This window comes from Rhodococcus koreensis (genome assembly GCF_900105905.1).
Lineage (GTDB): Bacteria > Actinomycetota > Actinomycetes > Mycobacteriales > Mycobacteriaceae > Rhodococcus_F > Rhodococcus_F koreensis.
Window position 1 is genome coordinate 6,149,566 of the sequence record NZ_FNSV01000005.1, and the last position, 21,851, is coordinate 6,171,416.

17 protein-coding genes and 1 pseudogene are annotated in these 21,851 nt (G+C 64.6%); 12 read left to right on the top strand and 6 right to left on the bottom strand.

Annotation, left to right across the window (positions count from 1 at the left end):
* Positions 1-10: 10 nt before the first annotated feature.
* The 6 genes and pseudogenes from BLV94_RS52220 to BLV94_RS32560 all read left to right on the top strand — a co-directional run bounded on the left by BLV94_RS52220 (position 11) and on the right by BLV94_RS32560 (position 7,106).
* The gene (locus BLV94_RS52220) at positions 11-295 is read left to right on the top strand and encodes a 2Fe-2S iron-sulfur cluster binding domain-containing protein (RefSeq protein WP_371851530.1); all 285 of its coding nucleotides are present in this window, start codon (positions 11-13) and stop codon (positions 293-295) included.
* Positions 296-376: 81 nt separating this feature from the next.
* A pseudogene (locus BLV94_RS32540) lies at positions 377-1,929 on the top strand (AMP-binding protein).
* 617 nt (positions 1,930-2,546) lie between these two features.
* Positions 2,547-3,293, top strand: coding sequence for a FadR/GntR family transcriptional regulator (locus BLV94_RS32545; protein ID WP_072937043.1), 747 nt, complete (start codon positions 2,547-2,549; stop codon positions 3,291-3,293).
* Positions 3,290-4,045, top strand: a complete 756-nt coding sequence (locus BLV94_RS32550; protein WP_072937044.1) for a cache domain-containing protein — start codon at positions 3,290-3,292, stop codon at positions 4,043-4,045. The genes BLV94_RS32545 and BLV94_RS32550 overlap by 4 nt, the downstream gene beginning before the upstream one ends.
* A 321-nt stretch (positions 4,046-4,366) precedes the next feature.
* Entirely contained in the window at positions 4,367-5,698 is a 1,332-nt protein-coding gene (locus tag BLV94_RS32555) for a flavin monoamine oxidase family protein (RefSeq protein WP_072937045.1), read from the top strand.
* A 58-nt stretch (positions 5,699-5,756) separates the two neighbouring features.
* Complete coding sequence (locus tag BLV94_RS32560) at positions 5,757-7,106, top strand: MFS transporter (protein WP_072937046.1); 1,350 nt, start codon at positions 5,757-5,759, stop codon at positions 7,104-7,106.
* A 70-nt stretch (positions 7,107-7,176) separates the two neighbouring features.
* On the opposite strand, the gene BLV94_RS32565 is transcribed toward BLV94_RS32560, so the two are convergent.
* A complete protein-coding gene (locus BLV94_RS32565) occupies positions 7,177-8,316 on the bottom strand; it encodes a PucR family transcriptional regulator (RefSeq protein ID WP_072937047.1) in 1,140 nt (379 codons plus the stop codon).
* A 267-nt stretch (positions 8,317-8,583) separates the two neighbouring features.
* Here BLV94_RS32565 and BLV94_RS32570 point away from each other — a divergent pair, with 267 nt between their 5' ends.
* Entirely contained in the window at positions 8,584-10,038 is a 1,455-nt protein-coding gene (locus BLV94_RS32570) for an amino acid permease (RefSeq protein ID WP_074933878.1), read from the top strand.
* Positions 10,039-10,103: 65 nt separating this feature from the next.
* Here BLV94_RS32570 and BLV94_RS32575 read toward each other — a convergent pair whose 3' ends face one another.
* Positions 10,104-10,499: a WhiB family transcriptional regulator gene (locus BLV94_RS32575; RefSeq protein WP_072937059.1), complete on the bottom strand. Its 396-nt coding sequence runs from the start codon at positions 10,497-10,499 to the stop codon at positions 10,104-10,106.
* 160 nt (positions 10,500-10,659) lie between these two features.
* Between BLV94_RS32575 and BLV94_RS32580 the strand changes: the two genes are divergently transcribed.
* A complete protein-coding gene (locus BLV94_RS32580) occupies positions 10,660-11,370 on the top strand; it encodes a GntR family transcriptional regulator (RefSeq protein WP_083395746.1) in 711 nt (236 codons plus the stop codon).
* Between the two features lie 147 nt (positions 11,371-11,517).
* On the opposite strand, the gene BLV94_RS32585 is transcribed toward BLV94_RS32580, so the two are convergent.
* Entirely contained in the window at positions 11,518-13,029 is a 1,512-nt protein-coding gene (locus BLV94_RS32585) for an aldehyde dehydrogenase family protein (protein WP_072937063.1), read from the bottom strand.
* A 324-nt stretch (positions 13,030-13,353) separates the two neighbouring features.
* Between BLV94_RS32585 and BLV94_RS32590 the strand changes: the two genes are divergently transcribed.
* On the top strand, positions 13,354-14,043 hold the full coding sequence (locus BLV94_RS32590; protein WP_072937061.1) for a GntR family transcriptional regulator: 690 nt from the start codon (positions 13,354-13,356) through the stop codon (positions 14,041-14,043).
* A 428-nt stretch (positions 14,044-14,471) separates the two neighbouring features.
* A complete protein-coding gene (locus BLV94_RS32595; protein ID WP_072937062.1) occupies positions 14,472-15,836 on the top strand; it encodes an MFS transporter in 1,365 nt (454 codons plus the stop codon).
* A 286-nt stretch (positions 15,837-16,122) separates the two neighbouring features.
* Here the strand turns inward: BLV94_RS32595 and yddG are convergent, their stop codons facing one another.
* The 3 genes from yddG to BLV94_RS32610 all read right to left on the bottom strand — a co-directional run bounded on the left by yddG (position 16,123) and on the right by BLV94_RS32610 (position 19,403).
* Positions 16,123-17,181 carry an aromatic amino acid DMT transporter YddG gene (yddG, locus tag BLV94_RS32600; RefSeq protein ID WP_072937064.1) on the bottom strand — a complete coding sequence of 353 codons (1,059 nt, stop codon included), beginning with the start codon at positions 17,179-17,181 and terminating at the stop codon, positions 16,123-16,125.
* A gap of 342 nt (positions 17,182-17,523) precedes the next feature.
* A complete protein-coding gene (locus BLV94_RS32605; protein WP_072937065.1) occupies positions 17,524-18,444 on the bottom strand; it encodes a polysaccharide deacetylase family protein in 921 nt (306 codons plus the stop codon).
* Positions 18,445-18,512: 68 nt separating this feature from the next.
* A complete protein-coding gene (locus tag BLV94_RS32610; protein WP_072937266.1) occupies positions 18,513-19,403 on the bottom strand; it encodes a carbon-nitrogen hydrolase family protein in 891 nt (296 codons plus the stop codon).
* 125 nt (positions 19,404-19,528) lie between these two features.
* Between BLV94_RS32610 and BLV94_RS32615 the strand changes: the two genes are divergently transcribed.
* Both BLV94_RS32615 and BLV94_RS32620 read left to right on the top strand, forming a co-directional pair.
* Positions 19,529-21,118 carry a GAF domain-containing sensor histidine kinase gene (locus BLV94_RS32615; protein WP_072937066.1) on the top strand — a complete coding sequence of 530 codons (1,590 nt, stop codon included), beginning with the start codon at positions 19,529-19,531 and terminating at the stop codon, positions 21,116-21,118.
* Positions 21,119-21,123: 5 nt separating this feature from the next.
* Positions 21,124-21,774 (top strand): response regulator transcription factor, encoded by a 651-nt coding sequence (locus tag BLV94_RS32620; RefSeq protein ID WP_143051444.1) that lies wholly within the window; start codon positions 21,124-21,126, stop codon positions 21,772-21,774.
* Positions 21,775-21,851 lie beyond the last annotated feature (77 nt).

Genomic DNA, 21,851 nt, shown 5'->3' on the forward strand with positions numbered 1-21,851 from the left:
CGGGTTCCGGATTCGCCGTGCGGGCAGGGAAGTAAGACTCCCGCGCCCGCACGGCGATGCGCGCTTCGACCTCGAGGGCTACGACTCGCATCTCGACGCACACCTCGGCACAGGCAAAGATGTAATGACCTCGTGTGAGGAGGACACATGCAGAACTTGCGAAGTTCGCGGCGTCGTCGGCGTGCCCGACCCCCGCGGAAGCGCCCATGCCGACTCCGAGCCGGGCCGGAACCCCCCAGCGGGGATGCAGTACGTCTCCGACACCACAGGTCGACACTGGTCTTCGAATGCGTAAAGAGGAACCTGCCCTCGTCCGGTAGCGACACCAGGGCAGAACCCTGGGATCACCGGCGTACGAACATCCGTAGGAGGAGTTGTGTTTGTCCCGTTCAGTGTCAACGATTTTCTCGACCGCGCGGAGACCGTGTACGGGGACAGGATCGGTGTGGTCGACGAACCTGACCAACCCGCCCCGTCCCAGGGGTCGCTGACCTACGCCGAGATCGCCGACCTGGCCCGCCGCCAAACCGCCAAGCTCGATGAACTCGGCATCGGCGCCGGTGAGCGGGTCGCGATCGTCAGCCACAACTCCAGCCGGTTGATGACCTCGTTCTTCGGGGTCAGCGGTTCGGGCCGGGTGCTGGTCCCGGCCAACTTCCGGCTGCGCCCCGACGAGGTCCGTTACATCGTCGAGGACTCCGGTGCCCGCGTCCTCTACGTCGATCCCGAACTCGAGGACGCGCTCGCGGAGGTCGACTGCGAGCACAAGTTCGTCCTGGGCTCGGACACCGACCTCTACGCCGCTCCCGGGGCGGTGCCGCAGCCGTGGGAGCCGGACGAGTCGGCCATCGCCACCCTCAACTACACCTCCGGGACCACCGCCCGCCCGAAGGGTGTGGAGATCACCCACCGCAACATCTGGGTCAACGCGGTCACGTTCGGGCTGCACGCCGGGATCGGTGACCGGGACGTGTACCTGCACACGCTGCCGATGTTCCATTGCAACGGCTGGGGTCAACCGTTCGCGCTGACCGGCGTCGGCGCCCGGCACATCGTCCTGCGCAAGGTCGACGGCGCCGAGATCCTGAGGCGGGTCCGCGACCACGGGGTCACGGTGCTCTGTGGGGCGCCGGCGGTCGCGTCCGCGGTCCTCGAGGCCGCACAGACCTGGGAGGGCGAGATTCCCGGCCGGGACCGGGTGCGGATCATCATGGCCGCTGCGCCGCCGCCCACGACGACCGTCGTGCGGGTCGAGGAGGAACTCGGTTGGGAGTTCATCCAGATCTACGGTCTCACCGAAACCTCCCCGCTGCTGACCGTCAACCGCACCCGCGCTGAATGGGACGACCTCGACCCCGAGGACCGCGCGGCGAAACTGATCCGGGCCGGCGCCCCGGCGCTCGGTGTCCGGCTGCAGATCGAGGAGGGCGAGGAAGGCGCGGGGGAGGTGCTGGCCCGCTCCAACGTCGTGATGGAGGGCTACTGGAACAAACCGGAGGAGACCGAGAAGGCGCTGGCCGGTGGCTGGTTCCACACCGGCGACGGTGGCGTCGTCGGCGACGATGGGTATCTGACCATCGCCGACCGGAAGAAGGACGTGATCATCACCGGCGGTGAGAACGTGTCTTCGATCGAGGTCGAGGACTGCCTGTTTTCCCACCCGGCCGTGTCCGAGGTGGCCGTGATCGCGGTGCCGAGCGAGAAGTGGGGAGAGACGATCAAGCCCTGGTGGTCCTGACCCCCGGCACACCGTCCGACAGCGGCACGGAGGCGGAGTTGATCGGCTGGTGCAAGCAGCATCTGGCCGGGTATAAGGCGCCGACCTCGGTGGAGTTCCGCAGTGAGCTGGCCCGCACCGCCACCGGCAAGCTGCAGAAGTTCAAACTGCGCTCCCCGTATTGGGACGGACACGCACGTCAGGTCAACTGACATCGAGTTTTCAGTGTGGAACGTACCGGCCGTGCAGGTCGATACGTCTCAATTCCTGGGTGGAGGCGCCGCTGCGGTGGCGGACGATGGATGTCATCGAGGGCGGAGTTCTCCTGCCCCGCCCCACCGAGGGCACATCAGACCCCAGCCGGCCCCACGTCAGGCCGGCCAGTGGGCCAGCACGCGCTGCTCGAGCTCTTCCGGATAGCCCTGCTCGAACGAGGAGTTGGCTTGTCACCCGCACGACGACCGACGGCAAGCAGGTGAGCGCGCGCGGATGCGACCACTGGGAGTTCCGGGACGACAAGATCGTCCGCAAGGACTCCTACTGCGCCGATGTCCAATACGCCCCCGCCTAGGACGGCAGCCGGGCTGCGCGGACTACCCCGTGTCCGTCGGCCACTGCCCTCGATTCTCGCTCAGCCGCACAGCCGAATCGACTTCCTGTGCGGCTGGGCGTCCCACTGGGTGGGGCGAGCCCGGTCGAAACCGGGCAGCGGGTACGGTGAGAGAAGATAAAGTATAGTTATGATGTTTAAGCGTGGGGTGGAGCCTCGGCGGACGCACCCTCCGGCTTCGTCAGACTCTCATCCGTCCTGAAGTGCGTTGGCGGGGATATGAATTCTGTGGAGAAAGACGTCTTCTCTGTCGATCTCGGTCGAGTGCGGGACGACTCCGTCTCGAAGTTGGTCGACGGCGTCGTCCATCAACTGGAGATGACGATCGCGGTCGGCCTGCTGGCCGGCGGGGAACGGCTACCCACCGAGGCCGAGTTGGCCGCCAAACTGCAGGTTTCGACGGTGACGTTGCGGCAGGCTCTGACCGTACTGAGGGACCGCGGTCTGATCGAAACCCGGCGAGGCCGGGGCGGGGGGAGCTACGTCCGCGACTTCGGCACCGCCGACCGCGAACGGGCGGACGCGCAACTTCGCACGACGAGTGCGGAGAAGTTGCGGGACCTCGGGGACTTGGTGGGGGCATTGACCGGCGCGGCAACCCGCCTTGCGGCCCTGCGCGCCTTGCCCGAGGACGTCGACCGGCTGGAGGATCTCGCACGGAATTTTGCCGAGGCCACTCGTGCGGACGTTCGACGCCGCGCGGACAGCCGCTTCCACATCGAACTCGGCGCCGCGGCGCAGTCGTCGCATCTGACGACGTTGATCGTCCAGGCGCAGGCCCAGGTGGCCCCGCTGCTGTGGGACACGGACGCGCTGGATCCGCACGATGCGATCCGCGAGCACAGTTTGATCGTGGAGGCCATCCGCAATCGTGATCCCGACGCCGCGCACCGCCATGCGCTGGAGCATTGTGCACGAGAAACCCGCGTTCTGGTCGATCGTCACCTCGCGTTGGCGGCGACGTGAAGAACGAGGACGGCCGCCGGCCCGCGCAGCTTCCGGATTTGGATCGGCTGACCGCAGAGATCACCGACTATCTGCGCGTGACGCTGGACAGTCTCACTCGTGTGCGTGCCGACATGCGCGAGTTGCTCGATCGCGTCGAGCGGGACGGGCGTCGACCCGCCCGCTCCGATCTCGGCGGAATCCGCGAGAGTCTGCAGGCGTGTCTGCGGAACCCCGAGTGCGCGGTGGATCGCATCGGCGTGGCCACCGCCGTGGACTATCTGATGGACAGCCCGTACTGGATGGAGTGGTGGGGCTACGACGACCACGGGGATCTCGAGTTCATCGGCCACAGCGTCAACCCCGGACAGGTCTCCTTCTACGACTACTCCAGCCGGGGCTGGTTCTCCATTCCTCAGACCTGCGGTACTCCGGCCATCATCGGACCGTATGTCGACTTCGGCGGTATCGACTCCTACAGCTACACGGTCACGATCTCGGTGCCGGTCATCACTGAGGGTGGTTTCGCCGGCGTCGCGGGTGCCGATGTTCTGGCGCATCGGTTCGAGCGCTTCCTGTTCACGGGGGACCGGGACCGAAGTCCCGTCGTTCTGGTGAATGCGGACTTGCGCGTCATCGCCTCCACGACGTCCGGATACCTACCCGGGGACCTTCTGCAACCGGACGACGTCACGTCGTGGTCCACGTCGGAACTGGCCGCGGACCTCTTCCCGAACGGCAGAAGCTGGCAGTTGGTGTCGCCTCTGCCCTGATCCCGGGGCCTCGGATCCGCGGTTACCCGTGTCCGGTAGCCCCTGACCTGGCACTTCGCGCTAGAACTTTAAAAAGTGAAAATATCTTCTATTGCTTATAGACTCTCCTTGTGCCACGATGATGTGGCGGGTGTCACAACTCCTGCGGCGCGCGGGACTACCGCCGGCGGTGGGAGCGAGCCTGGGCAATCGCCAAAGACGTTGTGACGCATGCAGCTTTGTGGACGTCCGCCGCCGTTGTCGGATTCCCAACTTCGAGGTCGAGCAAGTTGGCCTTCGCTGCAGCAGTCAACTTCACTACTTCGGTTTCAGGAGACATGCATGTACGACGTGATCGTCGTTGGTGGCGGTACAGCGGGAGTGGCCACGGCCTACTTTCTTCGAGACCTGAAATTGGATATCTGCGTGCTCGAGGCAACCGGTGAAGTGGGAGGAAGGTCGAACACGGTAGATCTCGCGGGGGCGAGTGCGAACTCCGGTGCACTGTTCATCTACAGGAACACCCGGACCGAAGAACTTGCCACCGAACTCGCGCTGGACGTCGTACCGTTCGAACCCGCGACGTACGGAATCCATGTCAACGGCAAGACGATCGTCGCCGAGACCAACGAAGACCTCGTCGCACGTCTGGATCTGACCGACTCCGAAAAGGCGGAGTTGAGCGAATTTTTCGACAGTGCCCTGCTCGAATACAACGAGCACACGAGCAACGGCGTGCTGGACCAGGACGATCAGGGTCTGGCTACCGAGACGATCGCCGACCGGCTCAGCGGACTGCAACCCGGCGTACGTCAGATCATCGACGCCGCTCTGCGCGGCGGGGCTGTCGGAGACCCGGCCAAGCTGTCGGCGAAGTACGCCCTCCGCTACTTCGCGAGCTACCTCGCGCGAGAGAAGCGCAACCGATCCTTCGCGCTCGGCGGCATGCAGGCCATCCCCAGGGCGATGCACGGCCACCTGCCTGCGGACACCGTTCGGTTCGACACCGTGGTCACCGGTGTCGCCTTCAAGGACGAGCAGGACGCTTACGAGGTAAGCTTCACCGGCCCGGAGGGAGTGGGAACACTCCTGACCCGTCATGTCGTATCGACGCTGCCCGCCCCCCTGGTTCCCACCGTCTTCGGTGATCTACCGACATGGAAGACCGACGCGCTCAGCAGCTTCGACACTCCCGGCAGCACCACGCTCAATATCGTCGCCGACATCGAAGGCCTGTCCGGCATCGAAGACTGGGCGTTCATCGTGACCGCCGGAATGCCGTTCGACGCGATCATCAACCCGACCCCGGGCCGGGTAGGACCCAACTGGGCCGCGGGCAGAGTGCAATTCACCTGCTACGGGAATTCCACCGGGTTCCAGCCGGGGTTCGCCGAAGACGAGGCCCGTGTCGCCGACTGGGTGGAGAGCTTCTTGACCGTTGCGCCGCAGCTCAGGGGAAGGATCACCGGTGTTCACGCACGCACCTGGGAGCACTGCTTTGCGCTACTCGGCCCCGATCGTGCCGCGAATCTGGCCGAACTCCAGCGATCGGTGGGTTCGATCCACTTCGCCGGGGACTACACGTCCGAGACCGCGGGGACCCACGGGGCGTACACGGAAGCAGAACGTGTCGCTTCCCTGATCCGGGCCTCCGTTGCCTCCTCGAACAATTGACCGACGCTCGCCGGCCCGACACCGACTTCAGAACACCATCACTGACGAGGAGCTCGTTATGACGACGATCAACCCTTTGGACGATGCGCCACTGTCCAGATTCCACAAGAAGCTAGCGCTGTTCTCCTCGGGCGGACCGTTTCTCGACGGCTACGTCTTGTCGATCATCGGTGTCGCGATGGTGCAGTTCGCGGATCAGTGGAGCCTGTCGTCCGTCGAACAGGGCCTGGTCGGTGCCTCGTCGCTGATCGGAATCCTGCTGGGCGCCTATGCCGGTGGATGGCTGACCGACAAGTTCGGACGTGAGATTCTGTTCACGATCGACCTGGTCGCCATCATCGTGTTCTCCGTGGCTCAATTCTTCGTCCAAGACGTCGTGTGGCTGATCATTCTGCGCCTGCTGATCGGTATGGCCGTAGGTGCGGACTATCCGATCGCCACCTCCCTGCTGACCGAATTCACGCCGCGCAAGTACCGGGGTCCGTTCCTCGGCGCGTTCGTCGCGATGTGGTTCGTCGGCGCCGCAGCTGCGTACGTCGTCGGAGAATTCCTGGCACGAACCGGACACGAAGACGCATGGCGTTGGATGCTGGCCAGCGCCGCAGTGCCTGCGACTCTGATCGTCCTCGCCCGGGTCGGAACACCCGAGTCCCCCCGCTGGCTGGCGAACAAGGGAAAGATCGACGAAGCGAACGAAGTGATGCGGAAGGTCTACGGACCCACCGTCAGCATCGCAGACCTCCCGAGGGAAGACGGCACCGTCAGCGTCAAGGATCTCCTGCGATCGGGATACGGAAAGCGGATGGCCTTCATCACGCTGTTCTGGACCTGCTCGATCGTGCCGCTGTTCGCCGTCTACGCGTTCGCACCCGCCATCCTCGGGGCACTGAAGCTCGAAGGCGATGCAGCACACTTCGGGTCGGCCGTGATCACGATCCTGTTCCTGGTCGGATGCGTCGTCGCGCTGCTTCTGGTGAATCGGATGGGCCGGCGACCCCTCCTCATCCACAGCTTCCTGTGGTCCGGACTCGCTCTCCTGATCCTCGGACTGTTCCCCGAAGCACCGAGCGTGATCATCATGGCGCTGTTCGCGATCTACGCGGTGGTCATCGGCGGCAGTCAGATCCTGCAGTGGGTCTACCCGAACGAGCTGTTTCCCACTGAGATCCGGGGTTCCGCGGTAGGAATGGCCTCCTCGCTCAGTCGCATCGGCGCCGCGGTCGGCACGTTCCTGGTGCCGCTGTCGCTCAGCGGTATCGGCATCGGCCCCACGATGCTCATCGCGGCCGCCATCACCCTCCTCGGCGCGGTCTTGTCACAGGTCATGGCACCGGAGACCCGCGGAATGGCACTGACGGAAAGCGCCGCACTGAGCACCACCACACGCACGACGCTACCTACCGCCTGACTCCCAGCCGGCAGGGCAGAGACGATTCGCAGGTACCCGGGCGCTCACCGAGCGTCCGGGTACCTCACGGCTACGAGCGATTCGACGTTCCCGGACCCCCGACGAGCCTTCCCAGCGCGAGGCCGACGTGCAACTCCAAGCGGTCCTGGCCGATCGACAGATCCAGCGTCGTGAGTTCCTGAATTCGACGTAGCCGGTAGTAGAGGGTCTGCCGATGAATGCTCAGAGCATCGGTCGTCGCGGCAATGTCGCCACCATTGTCGAAGAAGGTCTCCGCGGTGGAGAGAAGGTCTCGGTTCCGGTGCTCGAACAGCGCCCTGACCGCAGGGGTGATGACCGCTTCGGCGATGAGCTCCGCGGATGCGATTGCGGCCAGCCGATACACGCCGAGCTGATCCCAGTACGCCACCGGCCCCTTGGAGGGCTCGAACGCAATGACGTCGAGGCACAGCCTTGCCTGCCGCCAACTCTTCCTGGCATCCCGAAGGTCCGAGTAGGTTCCCCCGACTCCGACGACGCTTCCCTCGGCGGTGTAGCTGTCGACAGCTGAGCGAAGTGCAGCCGATGATGAATCACGGTGCGTTACAAATACTGCCGTGAGTCGTCCCATCGGCACCGCGGTGACGCCCGGCCGTCGATCGATCGCGTCGTGGTCCGTTGCGAGCATCGTGAATTCGGCGTCGGACACGTCGCCCGACGCCCGGAGATGCTCGGCGGCAGCCGAAGACCTGTCCGGATCGCCTTCGAGCAGGTCCGCAAACGCCCCTGCCAGGTGTCCGTTCCCCGATGCGTCGGCGGCGAGCAGCGCGCCCGCCTGGGCCGCGAGCGGCATCAATTCTTCGAGTTCATGGTCGGAGATCGATGCGTCGTCGTCCGGCAGGACGAACAAGAACCCGTACGTTTTTCCTCCGTGCCGGACGGGGAGGCAGATTCGTGCCTTCGAGCCGGTATTCCTGTTCGCCGGTGTTCGAACCGGCCTGGTGGCGTAGGTGATTCCGCAATCGACGATCCAGTTGCGGGTGTCCGCATCGGTCGCTTGCCTGACGACCGACTGTGAGTGATCTTGTGACATTGCGATCGACCGGGCACTGTACGCGATCATCTCGAAATCGCTGTCGAGCAGCACTACGGACGCCCCCAGGTGCCGGCGCGTGCGTGCCATGAAGTCGTCGACGCTCGCAATGGCAGCACCCCGGCCGATCTGATTCATAACTAATATATTAACATGCGGCCAGTTTGTTGATCATCCATATGTCTGACGTACACCTGCATACTTCTGGCATCTGTCGATAGTCGCGGAGCACCTCGGGGGTGTTATATGGATCACATCCAGACACGGGACGTGATCATCGCCTGGGCGGGTGCGTTGCTGCCGCCAGGTTTGATCGAAGTCGTTGGGCGAGTAGAAGTCTCGCTCGGCGGACGCGGACAGACCTCCCCGCGTCCACGTGTGTCGAATCGATCGTGAGAGCTGCCGATGTCTGATTTGGATAAGAACCCGTCACCCGCCCTGCAGAAGAGCCTCAAGCAACGTCACCTGACGATGATTGCTATCGGCGGCGTCATCGGCGCCGGACTGTTCGTCGGTTCCAGCGCGCTGCTGAACTCCTCGGGCCCCGCGGCAATCTTCTCCTACGCGATCACCGGTCTCGTAGTCATTCTGGTCATGCGCATGCTCGGCGAAATGGCCGTGGCAGACCCGTCGACGGGGTCCTTTGCCGGATACGCGCGTAAGGCGTTCGGACACCGCGCGGGTTTCACCACCGGGTGGCTGTACTGGTTCTTCTGGGTAGTCGTCGCCGGGGCCGAGGCCGTGATCGGCGGAAAACTCCTGCAGCGGTGGATAGATCTCCCCTCGTGGCCCATGGCGGCGGCGTTGCTGCTCGCCATGGTCGCCACCAACCTTCGGTCGGTGCGCAATTTCGGTGAGTTCGAGTACTGGTTCGCCGGCATCAAGGTCGCCGCGATCATCGCGTTCCTCGCAATCGGGGCGTGCTTCGTGGTGGGCCTGTGGCCGGGGCACAGCGCGGACGTCTCCAACCTGACCGATCACGGGGGATTCGCACCGAACGGATGGACGGTCGTTCTCTCCGGTGTCGTCGTCGCGGTCTTCTCCATGGTCGGTCCCGAGATCGCCACGATCGCGGCGGCAGAGTCCGAAGAACCCGAGAAGTCGGTTGCCAAGGCCGCGAACTCCGTGATCGGCCGTGTCGGAGTGTTCTATCTCGGCTCCGTGCTTCTCCTGGCGATCATCGTCCCCTGGACTTCCATCAAGGTCGGCCAGTCGCCCTTCGTCGACGCCTTGAACGTCATGGGTATCCCGGGCGGCCCGGACATCATGAACGCGGTGGTCCTGGTTGCGGTGCTGTCCTGCCTGAATTCGAGTCTCTACACCGCCTCGCGCATGATGTTCGTGCTGGCCAATCAGGGCGACGCACCGCGTTCGGTCGCTCGGGTGGACAAGAACGGAGTTCCCCGCGGGGCGCTGCTGGCCGCGTTGTGCGTCGGGCTGGGCTGCGTTGCGCTCGACTACTTCTCGCCGACGACGGCGTTCGCGTTCATCGTCAACGCGTCGGGCGCCACCATCTTGATGGTCTACCTGATGATCGCGCTCTCCCAGATCAAACTCCGGTCAATGCTCGGCCGGGAGAAGGCCCGCGAACTCCGCTTCAAGATGTGGCTCTTCCCGTACCTCTCGATCCTCGGGGTCGTCGGTATCCTCGCGGTCTTGATCTCGATGTTCTTCGTCGAATCCACGCGATCGCAGATCTCCCTCAGCCTGGGTGCCCTCGCCGTCACCCTGATCGCATACCAGGCTCGGCGCAAGTTCGGCCCCGGGCGTACGCCGGCCGGTTCCGTCGAAGGCGGAAACATCGATAAGGAACCAGACTTCGACACCGAGGCGTCGTACGCGCTGCCGAGCGACCGGTAGTCGCGGGATTCCTCTGGGCCGGAGCACGCTGCTCCGGCCCAGAGACATGCGCTACGTGACCCCGCCTAGTCTGCTGCGTCCCCGGAACGCTCTTGCCGTCCGGGCCTCGGATGGCGGGAGGAAACGGTCAGACGTCGTGCGGCGCTTCCGGTTGCGGTGCTCGTTCCGGGCTGCTGCCGCGGCGTGCGGGCGGTCGAGAATCGGCGATCGGCCTCGGTCGCGCCGCCCCAGATCCCGTACGGCTCACGAACTGTCTGGGCGTACGTGTGGCACTCGGTCACGACCGGGCAGGAGTGACAGATCTGGGTGACGAACTCTTCGCGATAGCGTCGAGCCTGCCGTGTTTCGCCGTCGGGGGAGAAGAACAGGTCGGTGTCCATGTCTCGGCAGCGGGCATGCAACTGCCAGTCCCACATCTCCGTCGAGGGTGCGTACGGGTGCGCTGTCAGAGACGCGCTCATGACTTCTCCGCTTCTATCCGGTCTTTCACGCTATCGATGACCGTAGCCGGGATCACACCCACCCGTCAATAGATTGGATCTGTGATCACAACAAATGCTAGGGTGGCTGTAAGCGTCGGTGACCTCTCTCCGGCGATCTCGCCACAACTCGGAGGTCCTCATGGGCAGGCCGAATACTCTCGTTCTGCGGGAGATGAAAACGACTCCACCGCACAGTTCTTCGTCGAACTTGCTTGCGGACCGGGTATACGAGACCCTGCGCGGGCACATCGCGCAGGGTCACTGGGCGCCGGGGACGCAGCTACGGATCCGGGAGGTCGCCGCATTGGTGGGCACCAGCGTGATGCCGGTCCGGGAGGCGTTCCGGCGGCTCGAGCAGGCGGGTCTGATCGTCACGGAGCCCTACCGGGGAGCGTCGGTGCGGGAGTTGAGTATCGACGAACTCGAATACGTGTACGACGTGCGCATCATGCTCGAGCCCGATGCCGCGCGCCGGGGCGCCGTCCTGGCCGACGACGCGGCCGTCGAGACGATGAGACAGCACTGGCGGCTGCTGGAGAGCGCGGCTGCGCACGGCGACATCGCAGGAGCCGTTGCTCAGGACGAACTGCTGCTGTCGGCGTTGTTCTCCGCGGGAAACAACCCGGTTCTCACCGGGCTGATCCAGGGCATGTGGGACACCTGCCGCCCCTACAAGAACCTCTGGGTGCGCGACGCCGTCGGGCACGGACTGTCCCGGTGGAGCTATCTCGCCGACCTCGTCGCTGCCGTCGAAACCCGCGACGGCGACAGCGCATTCCGCATTCTCGAGCACGTGTGCCGCACTTCTCGCTCCACCGTGCGCGGAATTCTCGATCCGCTGTCCACCTGATTTTCCGAGCACATCGACGGACCGCCACGGGATTTCACCGCTGGAACCCGGATCCAGGCACGAGCGTGCCGCCCACACGGATGACCGTATGGGCGGCATGGCAGGACTCGATCGGCACCGTCGACGTCGGTTCGTGGTGCGATCGAATCAGCGACTGTGGTTGTGCATGACGTGCTTGGTGCGGGAGTAGTCGTCGAGGGCGTAGATCGACAGGTCGCGGCCGTAACCGGAACCCTTGAATCCACCCCACGGGACCTCGTTGGCCAGCACCAGGTGTGAATTGACCCAGACGGTACCGGAATCCAGCCGCGCAGCGATGTCGTGACTGCGGCGCGCGTTCTCGGTCCAGACCGACGCGGACAGGCCGACGGGTACGTCGTTGGCGCGGCGCACGGCCTCGTCCTCGTCGGTGAAGGTCTCGACGGTGACGACGGGTCCGAAGATCTCCTCACGGGAGCACTCGGCGCCGTCGGGGACGTCGACGAGCACCGTCGGTGCCACGAAGTAGCCGGTACCGGCCAGTGCCGTTCCGCCGATGGCGACCCGGATGCCCTGCTGGGCGGCGCGATCGAGGTATCCGACGACGCGATCGAAATGAGCCTTGGAGACCAGGGGCCCGATCTCGATGTCGTCCCCGGAGCCGGGTTCGCCGATGGCGAGTTCGCGGACCTGAGCGACGAAGAGTTCGACGAACTTGTCGGCGACCGACTCGTGGACCAGGACGCGGCACGCCGCGCCGCATTCCTGCCCGGAATTCCAGAAGCTCGCGACCCGCAGCGATTCAGCTGCCTCCTCGAGGTTGGCGTCGGCGAAGATCACGACCGGCGCCTTGCCGCCGAGTTCGAGGTGGACCCGCTTGAGGGTCTCGGCGGCGCCGCGGGCGACGGCGCGGCCACTGCCCACCGACCCGGTGAGGGCGATCATGTCCACGTCCGGGTGCTCGGCGAGCCGGGCGCCGACGACCGAGCCGCGGCCGGTGACCACGTTCAGCACTCCGGCGGGCAGCAGGTCGGCGACGAGTTCGGCGAACTTCAGGGTTGTCAGCGGGGTCTGCTCCGACGGCTTGATCACCAGGGTGTTGCCGGCTGCGAGGATGGGGGCGATCTTCCAGGCGGCCATCAGCAGGGGGTAGTTCCACGGGGTGACCACTCCGACCACTCCGAGGGGTTCGCGCAGGATCACCGACAGGTGGTTCTCGACGTAGTCGCCGGCGGCCATGGACGTGGTCGCGCGCAGAGCGCCGGCCATGAAGCGGAAGGTGTCGATGGTGCCGTCGACGTCGTCACGGGAGACGGCCAGGGGCTTTCCTGCGTTCGCGGATTCGAGCCGGGCGAGCAGGTCGGCGTTGGCTGCGAGCCGGTCGGCGATCTTGTGCAGCACCTCCGACCGCTCCTTGGGTACCACGCGTGCCCAGGCTTCCGCGGCCGCTGCGGCGGCGCTCACCGCACGGTCGACGTCCGCGGTGGTGCCTTGCGGGATCTGGGCGATGACGTTCTCCGCGCTGGGGTCGATCACATCGAACACGTCGCCGGGAGCAGCATCGTCGAAGGCGCCGTCGACGAAATGCGAGGTAGGGGGAAGATCGGCCGCCGTGATCAGCGGCGCCGAGCCGGGTGCACGGCGTACCGTCACGTCCTCGACGGGAGTAGAGATGGACATCAGAGGTACCTCCATGATCGTGGAACTCGAGCTGCAGGCCCGGTCCGTTGTGGATCCCGGGCCGATTACGGCGGGCATGAATAGTGCGGGTGCAATGGCGTGTATTCGGGGATCGCCTGAGGTGGGCGTGCTGCTGCGGCGTCTGCGTCTTGCACCAGACTAAAATGTAATCACAGATCACACAAGGGTGAGGCTGTTTTCGGTCGCCCGAAAACACCCGGAAAGCGCCATGTGCTGCTGCTGCTCCGACAGCGCGTATTACCGATCAGAGGTCGCCGGCCGCCGGGGGAGGTCCGATCGCCGGTTAATATGTGATCTGTGGTCATGTCCAAGCGCGCTGAGCCGACACTTCTGACCGATCAGGTCTACTCGATGATTCACGAGTCGATCATGAACGGTGATCTGCCTGCCGGTGCCCGCCTGCGCGTGCGTGATCTCGCCGAGCAGGTGGGAACCAGCGTGATGCCGGTGCGCGAGGCGATCCGCCGACTCGAGGAAGCCGGCCTGGCCGAACGCGTGCCCCACCGGGGGGCGGTGGTCAAAGGCCTGACCCTCGCCGAGTTGGTGCACGTCTACGACGTGCGCCGGCTGCTCGAGGTGGAGGCCGCCCGGCTCGGCGCACAGCGGATCAGCGCCGAGGACTGCGACCGGATGCAAGCCGAGTTCACGCTGATGCGCGCCGCCGTCGACGAGGGACGCGTGGTCGCCCTTCTCGACCACGACGAGGCCCTGTTGTCGATCCTGTACGAGGCCGCCGCGAATCCTGTTCTTCTGCAGACGATCCGCAACCTGTGGAACCACTGCCGGGCCTACAAGATCGTGGGCGCGCAGGGAAGCCTGGACTCCGGGGGAGACGACCCGCTGTGGCGATTCCAGGAGCGCCTCGTTGCTGCTGCCCGGGATCGCTCGGGTGAATCCGCGGCCGCGGTCAACGAGGAATCGCTCCTCGACGCGACCGACCGCATCAAAGCGCTCCTGGCGACCGAGCAGGCCGCGTCGGCAGACGCCGGCTAGCGCGAAACACACCTCTACGCCGTCGGCGCGAATCGCCGTCGAGCAGTGCACCCTCGGGCCGGTATGACCCCCGAGTAACCACGGCCGGAAGGTCGCGCCGCCGAAGATGGTGGGCCCGCGGCCGGGTGAGCGATCGGCTGTCCCGCTGTGTCATCGGGGTGGAAGCACGCCCGGGGGTTGTGTGATCTGTGATTACATATTATTGTTCTGTGACGAGACGCACATCACACCAGCGGGTGCGGGAAGTAGTGAACGAAGCCAGCTCGTATCGCCGGGTCGCCGGCACGGCCTCGGGTCGAGAATCACGTGTTCTCGAATCGCTATGTGTCTCAACAGGAATTGAATCAACATCCGACCACCTCGATATCGCCACCGAGGAATGCCGCATCAGGTCCGGGTCGGCACAGTATGTCAACAAGGAGTCCGAGATGACGACGACCAACCCGTTGGACGACGCGCCACTGTCCACATTTCACAAGAAGTTAGCGGTGTTCTCCTCGGGAGGGCCGTTCCTCGACGGTTACGCCCTCTCGATCATCGGTGTCGCGATGGTGCAGATCTCGGGCCAGTGGAACCTGTCGTCGGCCGAACAGGGCCTGATCGCCGCGTCCACGCTGATCGGCATCCTGCTCGGCGCCTTTGCCGGCGGTTGGCTGACCGACCGCTTCGGCCGGGAGGTCCTGTTCACCCTCGACCTGGTTGCGATCATCGCCTGCTCCGTGGCGCAGTTCTTCGTGGAGGGCGTCGTCTGGTTGATTGTTCTGAGGCTGCTCCTGGGCATGGCCGTGGGTGCGGACTACCCGATCGCCACGTCACTGATGACGGAGTTCGCGCCGCGTAAGTACCGTGGTCCGTTGCTGGGTGCCTTCGTCACCATGTGGTTCGTCGGAGCGGCGGCAGCGTACGTCGTCGGCGAGGTCCTGGCGCGAACCGCCGGAGACGACGCGTGGCGTTGGATGCTCGCCAGTGCCGCATTCCCCGCAGTATTGATCGTCGTGGCCCGGGTCGGCACACCGGAGTCGCCCAGGTGGCTGGTCAGCAAGGGGAAGATCGACAAGGCCAACGAAGTACTGCTCAAGGTCTACGGTCCCGGTGTCACCGTCGCCGACCTTCCTGCGGACGAAGAGACCAACGTCGGCGTCAAGGAACTCCTCCGCTCCGGCTACGGCAAGCGGATGGCCTTCATCACCCTCTTCTGGACCTGCTCGGTGGTTCCGTTGTTCGCCGTCTATGCCTTCGCCCCGGCCATCCTCGGTGCCCTCAAACTCGAGGGCGACGCCGCACACATCGGATCCGCCGCCATCACCATCCTGTTCATGGTCGGTTGTGTCTTCGCGCTGTTGCTGGTCAACCGGATGGGCCGGCGCCCGCTGCTGATCCACAGCTTCGTGTGGTCGGGTCTGGCCCTGCTGCTGCTGGGAATCTTCCCCGGAGCGCCGAGCGCGATCATCATGGTACTCTTCGCCGCCTACGCGGTCCTCATCGGCGGCTCCCAGATCCTGCAGTGGGTGTACCCGAACGAGCTGTTCCCCACCGAAGTCCGCGGTTCCGCAGTCGGATTGGCGTCCTCGCTCAGTCGCATCGGCGCTGCGATCGGCACGTTCCTGGTGCCGCTGTCCCTCAGTAGCCTCGGCATCGGCGTCACCATGCTGATCGCTGCCGGCGTCACCCTCTTCGGTGCCGTGATCTCCCAGATGTGGGCACCCGAGACCCGGGGGCTGTCCCTCTCCGAGAGCGCCGGGCTCGGTCAGACGGCCAAGTCGCCCGCCCCCGCGGAGACGATCTCCGTGTAGCAGAACCCCGGCACTATTCGAGAACCGTGTCCTTCGCTTCGAAGGACACGGTTCTCGTGTGCCTCATGGACTTTCCCGGCAGTGCCGCACCGTACAGGCCGGCACTCGACCGGCGAACGCTTGCTGCGGGATTCGGTGTCTCTGCGGTGACAGGGCATACGGCACCACTCCGACGGTCAACTTGCGAGCAGTCGGGAAGGCCTATCGCTTCGCCCTGACGACCAACGTCACCGAGCCATCGTCGCGGACGGCGACGATGGCTCGGTGACGTAAAGGTCAGCGACAGTCAGTGGGTGTCGATCGCGTCGGCTTCGTGCTTGCGCCGGCGAATTTCCAGCGCGCTCGGGCCTCGCGACGAGTGACGTCGACCGCTGACGCGCACTGACGCACGATCCCGCGGTCGTTCCTCTGTGACGGTGCTGTCGGACGTCGCCGGTGCTGGAGGAGTAATTTCGCCGGCCTTCTTCGGTTCGCGCGTTGCGACCCAGCACACCGTTGCTCCGACGCACACGATCGCGGTACCGACCCAGAAGGTGACTCCGAGCGCGGTAGCCAACATCAGCGAAGAGAACGCAGCCGACAGTACCGGTGTGAAGTAGGAAGCGGCAGCGAGCAAGGTCATGTTTCCGTGAAGAATGCCCACATTCCACAGGGCATAGCCGAAGCCGATGGCGCATGCCGCTACCAGTGTCGCTACCACCCCGGTCAGCGTCAGGTGGAGGGGTTCGGTGTCACTGAACAGGTACAGGACCCAGAACGATGCTGCGGTAAGCATGAAGAACGGAGTAATCCCGTTGTTGCCCTTGGCGAACAGCTTTGTCACGGTGCAATACGCGGACCAGATGACGGCACCCAGGAGTGCGAGGGCGTAACTGAGGGGATTCGTGCGAATGTTCTCGATGGTCCCGGGCAGGTCGAGTCCGGCGTCACCGCCGAGGACCAGTGCGATCCCGGCAATGGACAACCCGATGCCGGGGATGAACAAGAGCGAGGATCTCTGACCGGTGAACAGGATGGCGAACAGGACTGTCAGGCACGGCCACAGGTAGTTCACGATGCCGACCTCGATCGCCTGGCGCGCGTCGGTTGCCAGTCCGATCGCGAGAGCGAAGCACACTTCGTATCCGGCGAACATCAGCGCACCGGTCAGCAGATAGACGCGGTTGAACTCGCGAAGTTTGGGCCACCCGACGGTGAGGAACAACAAAACGGAGCAGCACGTGTAGATCATGGCCGCGCCGCCGATGGCGCCGAGACTCTCGGTGACCAGTCGGATCATGCCGACCATGGTGCTCCACAAAACAATCGCTGCCAGGCCGGCCAAGGTTGCGTTCCGGCCAGTCATCGCCACTCTTGCCAAGATGATCCTCCTTCGTGCTGAGCTCAGGGATTGTCGAACCCGAACACCGTGACGTGCAGGCGAGGAGGGAGTTCGTCCCGCGGCACACCTGAGAGGTCTGTGGATCGAGTTGTCGTGGGCACCACGAATCGGCGTACATCGGCGCGAGGGAACCCGACCGTTACGCGATTCTTACCTGAATGTAATCTGTGATCACAAAATTGACAAGGTGACGTGCGCCGCAGTGGTCGGTAGGCGTGCAACCTGCAGGAATGATCAGCGGTGGCCATCACGGGAACGCCGTGTGGCCCGCTCGGGGAGCGGGCCACACGGAACTCTCGGTCGGAATCAGAAGTCGGGGTAGTAGCTCGGACGCGGCGCCGTGGTCCGAATGTCGGGAAGCTCCATGTTCCGCTTGTCCTCCTCGTCATCGACCCAGCAGTCGGCGATCTCGTCGGTGGTCGCGAACCAGACACCGTCGTGGGACACCATGTGCTCGATCAGCTTCTGGTACCACATCATGTGATGGGCCTGGCCGACGATCTGCGGATGCACACACGAGACGAACGCGGCACCCTCGACGTTCTGATAGCCGTAGTCGAAGATGTCGCGCCAGCGTTCGAAGACGGTACGACTGTCCTGCTGGCCGGCCTGTACTCCGGTGATGCAGGCGAGTGGCGGGAAGTCGTCGAGGTACCAGCTGACCGGCAGTTCGAGGACGTGGCTCGCCTTGCCGGGCTTGTTGCCGTTCTCCCAGTCGATGGCCCACCGCTGCGGACGGTATGCCTCGAGGTCGCGGCCCATCAGGGAGGAGTCGTACTTGAACCCCATCTTCTCGACGATGTCCAGGGTGTTGTCGGAGTAGTCCCAGTACGGCGAGCGATACCCCGTCGGACGAACACCGAGTTGCTTGTCGAAGGTGGCGAAGGCACGCTCGACCAGCTCCTCCTCGGTCCCGGCATCGATCAGGGTGGGGTTCTCGTGGAAATACCCGTGGTGGCCGAACTCGTGACCCTTCTCGGCGATCTGTTCACATTCCTTCGTGAACGTGTCGACGGTGTGCCCGGGCGTGAACCAGGTGGTCTTGATGTCGTAGCGGGCGTAGAGATCGAGTAGGCGCGGGACGCCGACCTTGGCGCCGAACTCGCCGCGCGACATGAAGGACGGGCTGGGTTTGTTGAACCCGCCCAGCCAGAGTGACTGTGCGTCGAAGTCGGTTCCGAGATTGACTGCAATCTTCTTGCCCGCGGGCAGTTCGAGATGACCCATTGTCGCTTCTCCTGATATCGGTTGCGTGCTTGTGGTGGGGTGAGGCTCGTCGAGATCGGCGGAGCGTCCTAGCCGAGCTGGCGTGCGGTGGTGTGGGAGGGCCAGCGGCGGTAGGACTCCACGCGCCGGCGGCGATCCTGGAACGTGGTCGCGGCACCGTCGAGACGGTTCCGGCGCAGGACATCGAGATCGACGACGCCTGTGACGACATTCTCGGTGTTCGCTACGGGCGCTTGCGCCACGACCCCGGAGGGGGTCCACGGGAGGTCGCAGGGCGAGAGAATCGAACTCTGGGTCCACCCGCTGGGGATGGGGCCACCGGGTGCGCCGCCGGTGGCGCAGTGCGCGAAGTAGACCTGGTTCTCGATGGCGCGGGCCTGCGCGCAGTGCCGCACCCGCCAGTACCCGTACTCGGTGAAGGTGTACGACGGACAGAGAATTATCTCCGCGCCCTGTTCGGCGAGCGACGACGCACATTCGGGAATTTCGGTCTCGTAGCAGACGTTGAAACCGACCGTGGCGAACGGAAGTTCGAAGACGTCCATGTCGTCGCCCTCCCTCGTCGACCAATCCGCCTCCGCAGGAAAGATATGCGTCTTGCGGTGCTCGTACTGTTCCCCGTCGGGGCCGAAAATGTATGCGATGTTGTAGTATCCGTCTTCGCGATATTCCAGGTGCGATCCCGCCGCGATGAATTGATTGCGCTTGCGCGCTTCCGAAATGAACAAAGAACGGTATTCCCGGGTGTAATCACCGATACGCGTCAATTCGGTGACCGGATCGTCTTGCCACGAATCGGCGATGGTGAACAACTCCAGCGTGAACAACTCCGGGAAGAGAACCAGGTCGCTGCCGGCCGCCTGGTCGAGGAGTCCCCGTGAATGGTCGGCGAACTCGTCGAAACTACTCACCGGACGGATCGCGAAGCTCGCGGCGGAAATTGTGATCGAATCTGACATGAACCCTGCCTCGGTTGTGACGACCATTACGGATGCATTCACGCTAACGACGAACGCGCCGTAAGGCGGCTAGACCTGGGCTAGCCATATGGCTAGCGACGCAAATCTCCGTAGTATTCGATGACATGGTCGGTCTCCCGGAAGATTCGCCTCGGTGGAAGCTCTCGATGCTCGCGGAGGAGCTCGCCGAGCCGCTGCGGCTTCTCCGTGTCTCGATGAAGGCGCGCGAGGCCGTCATCATCTACGCACCGAGTGGCGGGCCCCTGCGGGTGATTGCATCGGAGCCGTTGGGCAACTCGGTGTTCACGTCGGAGGAACCCGTGCGCAGCAACATCCAGTGGTCACCTGTCGCGGCCACGGCCCGGCACGTGCGGCTCACGTCGTTGATGCGCCCGGTCTCACTCGATTTCGACCGTGCACTGATCCTCCCGTTCGCGGACGGTCACGGGCACGGCGAGGTGATCCTGGGGTCGGCGGCCGCACTGGACGCGGAGACGCTCGCGACAGTCCGGCGATTTGCTCGGGATATCGACGCGCTCCGTACTCGTGTCCACGAGACCAGGCATCGCGACCTCGACCGTGCCTACCGGGTTGTCGCGCGCGCGGCAACGTCCGACGTCTCACTGGACCGCGTTTTCGACATCACTCTCGCCGCCGCGCGCAATCTGCTCGAAGGAGATGTCGCGTATCTGTCGTTGCCGGTCGATGACAATTACTTCGTCTTCACTCGAACGCTGGGGATCAACACCGACCCGTTCCGTGATCTCCGGGTCGGGTCGGGCGAGGGGCTCGGCGGGGCGGCGCGTGAGACCGGGCACCCCATTCGTTCGCTGAACTACGAGGAAGATCGCAACCTTCGCGCCGCCATGCGCGAGGAGACGCGTGGCGAGGGAATCAACTCGGCACTGGCGGTCCCCGTCCGTGACGGCGGCAACGTCGAGGCGGTGCTCTACGTCGCGAGCCGGCGGCCGCGCGCGTACAGCGAAGACGACGAACGCGTACTGGCGGATTTCGCGAACGCGGCACTGCTGGGTCTGGACCGGTCCAATCTGGACGAGAGCCGGCGGGAGGTCGTTCGAGACCAGGAACGTGCCCGGATCGCGCAATCACTCCACGACGATCTGGTACGCCGGTTGACCCAGATCGGTTTCGCGGCAGAGGAACTCGAATACCAGTCGACCGGTGACAGTCGATCGCGTGCAGCGTCCATCAGCGCGAGTGTCGACGAGTGCATGTCGTTGGTGCGTGACGAACTGCGTCACCTCCTGCAGAGCGAACGGGCGAGTGAGTGCACCCTCGAAGACGTCGCGGAGCGAGTGTTCGCTGTGCCGAGTGTGTCGGGCATGAGCCGAACTGCCGACTTCTCGTCGGGCGGTGTCAGCGGGGCGGGCATGCACGTGCGGGTGCCTGCAGACATCGGCGAGGCGATGTGCAAGGTGGGCCAGGAAGCTGTCTTCAACGCCGAGAATCATTCGAAGGGAGACCGATGTTCGATGTCCTTCGAGGTCCACCCCGGGGTGTGCGTCATGTCGGTGAGCGATGACGGTCGATCCTTCGACGCACACGAACCCTTCGAGGGCCACTACGGAATCGAGTTCATGAAACGTGAAGCGCGCAAGGTCGGCGGCGAGGTGAGGTTCGATCGCACCCCGTCGGGAGGACTGTCCGTCACGGCCAGCTTCCCGATCGGCTCCGATCAGGCGGTATCAAGTTGAACGACGTGCCGGAACCGCGCCGGATCGGTGTCTTCTCGATCGACGACCACGAGATAGTCCACGCCGGCCTCGAGCGGTTGGCGGAGAGGGAACCCGAATTCGTCTTCCTCGGAGCAGCGGCAAGTGTCGCGAGCGCGGAGAAGGACGCCCTGCGCTGCTCCCCGGATATCGTCATGCTGGACCTCTTCATCGGCGAAGAGCAGGGGTGGTCGTTGTGCCGCGACCTACTCGCCGCCTCGCCCACCACCAAAGTGGTGTTCTACACCGGATACGGCAATGCCCAACTCGTGGACCGGGCAATACTGTTGGGCGCATCGGGATACATCCTCAAAGCGGCGAGCATGTCGGCGCTCCCGGACATGCTGAGAACAGTCGTCCGCTCCGGCCAGTACATCGATCCCGCACTCCTGAAGGAGTGGGTGGACGCACGCCGGGCAACCACCGAGAAACCGGCATTCAACGAGCGCGAACTCTCGATCGTGACCATGATCGCCGCCGGGCTCGACAACTACGCCATCGCGGAGCGCATGAACCTCACGTTCCACACGGTGAAATTCCACATCGGGAAGATGCTCAAGAAGACCGGAGAATCCAACCGCGCCGGGCTGGTTCGCTACGCCAAGGAGCGGTTCCTCCTCGAGTCGGGCTGCAGGTAGGGGCCGGGCAGTGTCGACGGGCTCACGGTCATATGCTTCGAGTGCACTGTTCCGACGATCGAGGAATCTGGAAGAGC

What these genes read in the sequence shown, in the direction of transcription:
- BLV94_RS32585 (WP_072937063.1), bottom strand. Translation starts at nt 13,029, where the DNA reads ATGTCCATCTCTACTCCCGTCGAGGACGTGACGGTACGCCGTGCACCC.
- BLV94_RS32580 (WP_083395746.1), top strand. Translation starts at nt 10,660, where the DNA reads ATGGGCAGGCCGAATACTCTCGTTCTGCGGGAGATGAAAACGACTCCA.
- BLV94_RS32605 (WP_072937065.1), bottom strand. Translation starts at nt 18,444, where the DNA reads ATGGGTCATCTCGAACTGCCCGCGGGCAAGAAGATTGCAGTCAATCTC.
- BLV94_RS32565 (WP_072937047.1), bottom strand. Translation starts at nt 8,316, where the DNA reads ATGAATCAGATCGGCCGGGGTGCTGCCATTGCGAGCGTCGACGACTTC.
- BLV94_RS32595 (WP_072937062.1), top strand. Translation starts at nt 14,472, where the DNA reads ATGACGACGACCAACCCGTTGGACGACGCGCCACTGTCCACATTTCAC.
- BLV94_RS32555 (WP_072937045.1), top strand. Translation starts at nt 4,367, where the DNA reads ATGTACGACGTGATCGTCGTTGGTGGCGGTACAGCGGGAGTGGCCACG.
- BLV94_RS32545 (WP_072937043.1), top strand. Translation starts at nt 2,547, where the DNA reads ATGAATTCTGTGGAGAAAGACGTCTTCTCTGTCGATCTCGGTCGAGTG.
- BLV94_RS32570 (WP_074933878.1), top strand. Translation starts at nt 8,584, where the DNA reads ATGTCTGATTTGGATAAGAACCCGTCACCCGCCCTGCAGAAGAGCCTC.
- BLV94_RS32610 (WP_072937266.1), bottom strand. Translation starts at nt 19,403, where the DNA reads ATGTCAGATTCGATCACAATTTCCGCCGCGAGCTTCGCGATCCGTCCG.
- BLV94_RS32615 (WP_072937066.1), top strand. Translation starts at nt 19,529, where the DNA reads ATGGTCGGTCTCCCGGAAGATTCGCCTCGGTGGAAGCTCTCGATGCTC.
- BLV94_RS32560 (WP_072937046.1), top strand. Translation starts at nt 5,757, where the DNA reads ATGACGACGATCAACCCTTTGGACGATGCGCCACTGTCCAGATTCCAC.
- BLV94_RS32590 (WP_072937061.1), top strand. Translation starts at nt 13,354, where the DNA reads ATGTCCAAGCGCGCTGAGCCGACACTTCTGACCGATCAGGTCTACTCG.
- BLV94_RS32575 (WP_072937059.1), bottom strand. Translation starts at nt 10,499, where the DNA reads ATGAGCGCGTCTCTGACAGCGCACCCGTACGCACCCTCGACGGAGATG.
- yddG (WP_072937064.1), bottom strand. Translation starts at nt 17,181, where the DNA reads ATGACTGGCCGGAACGCAACCTTGGCCGGCCTGGCAGCGATTGTTTTG.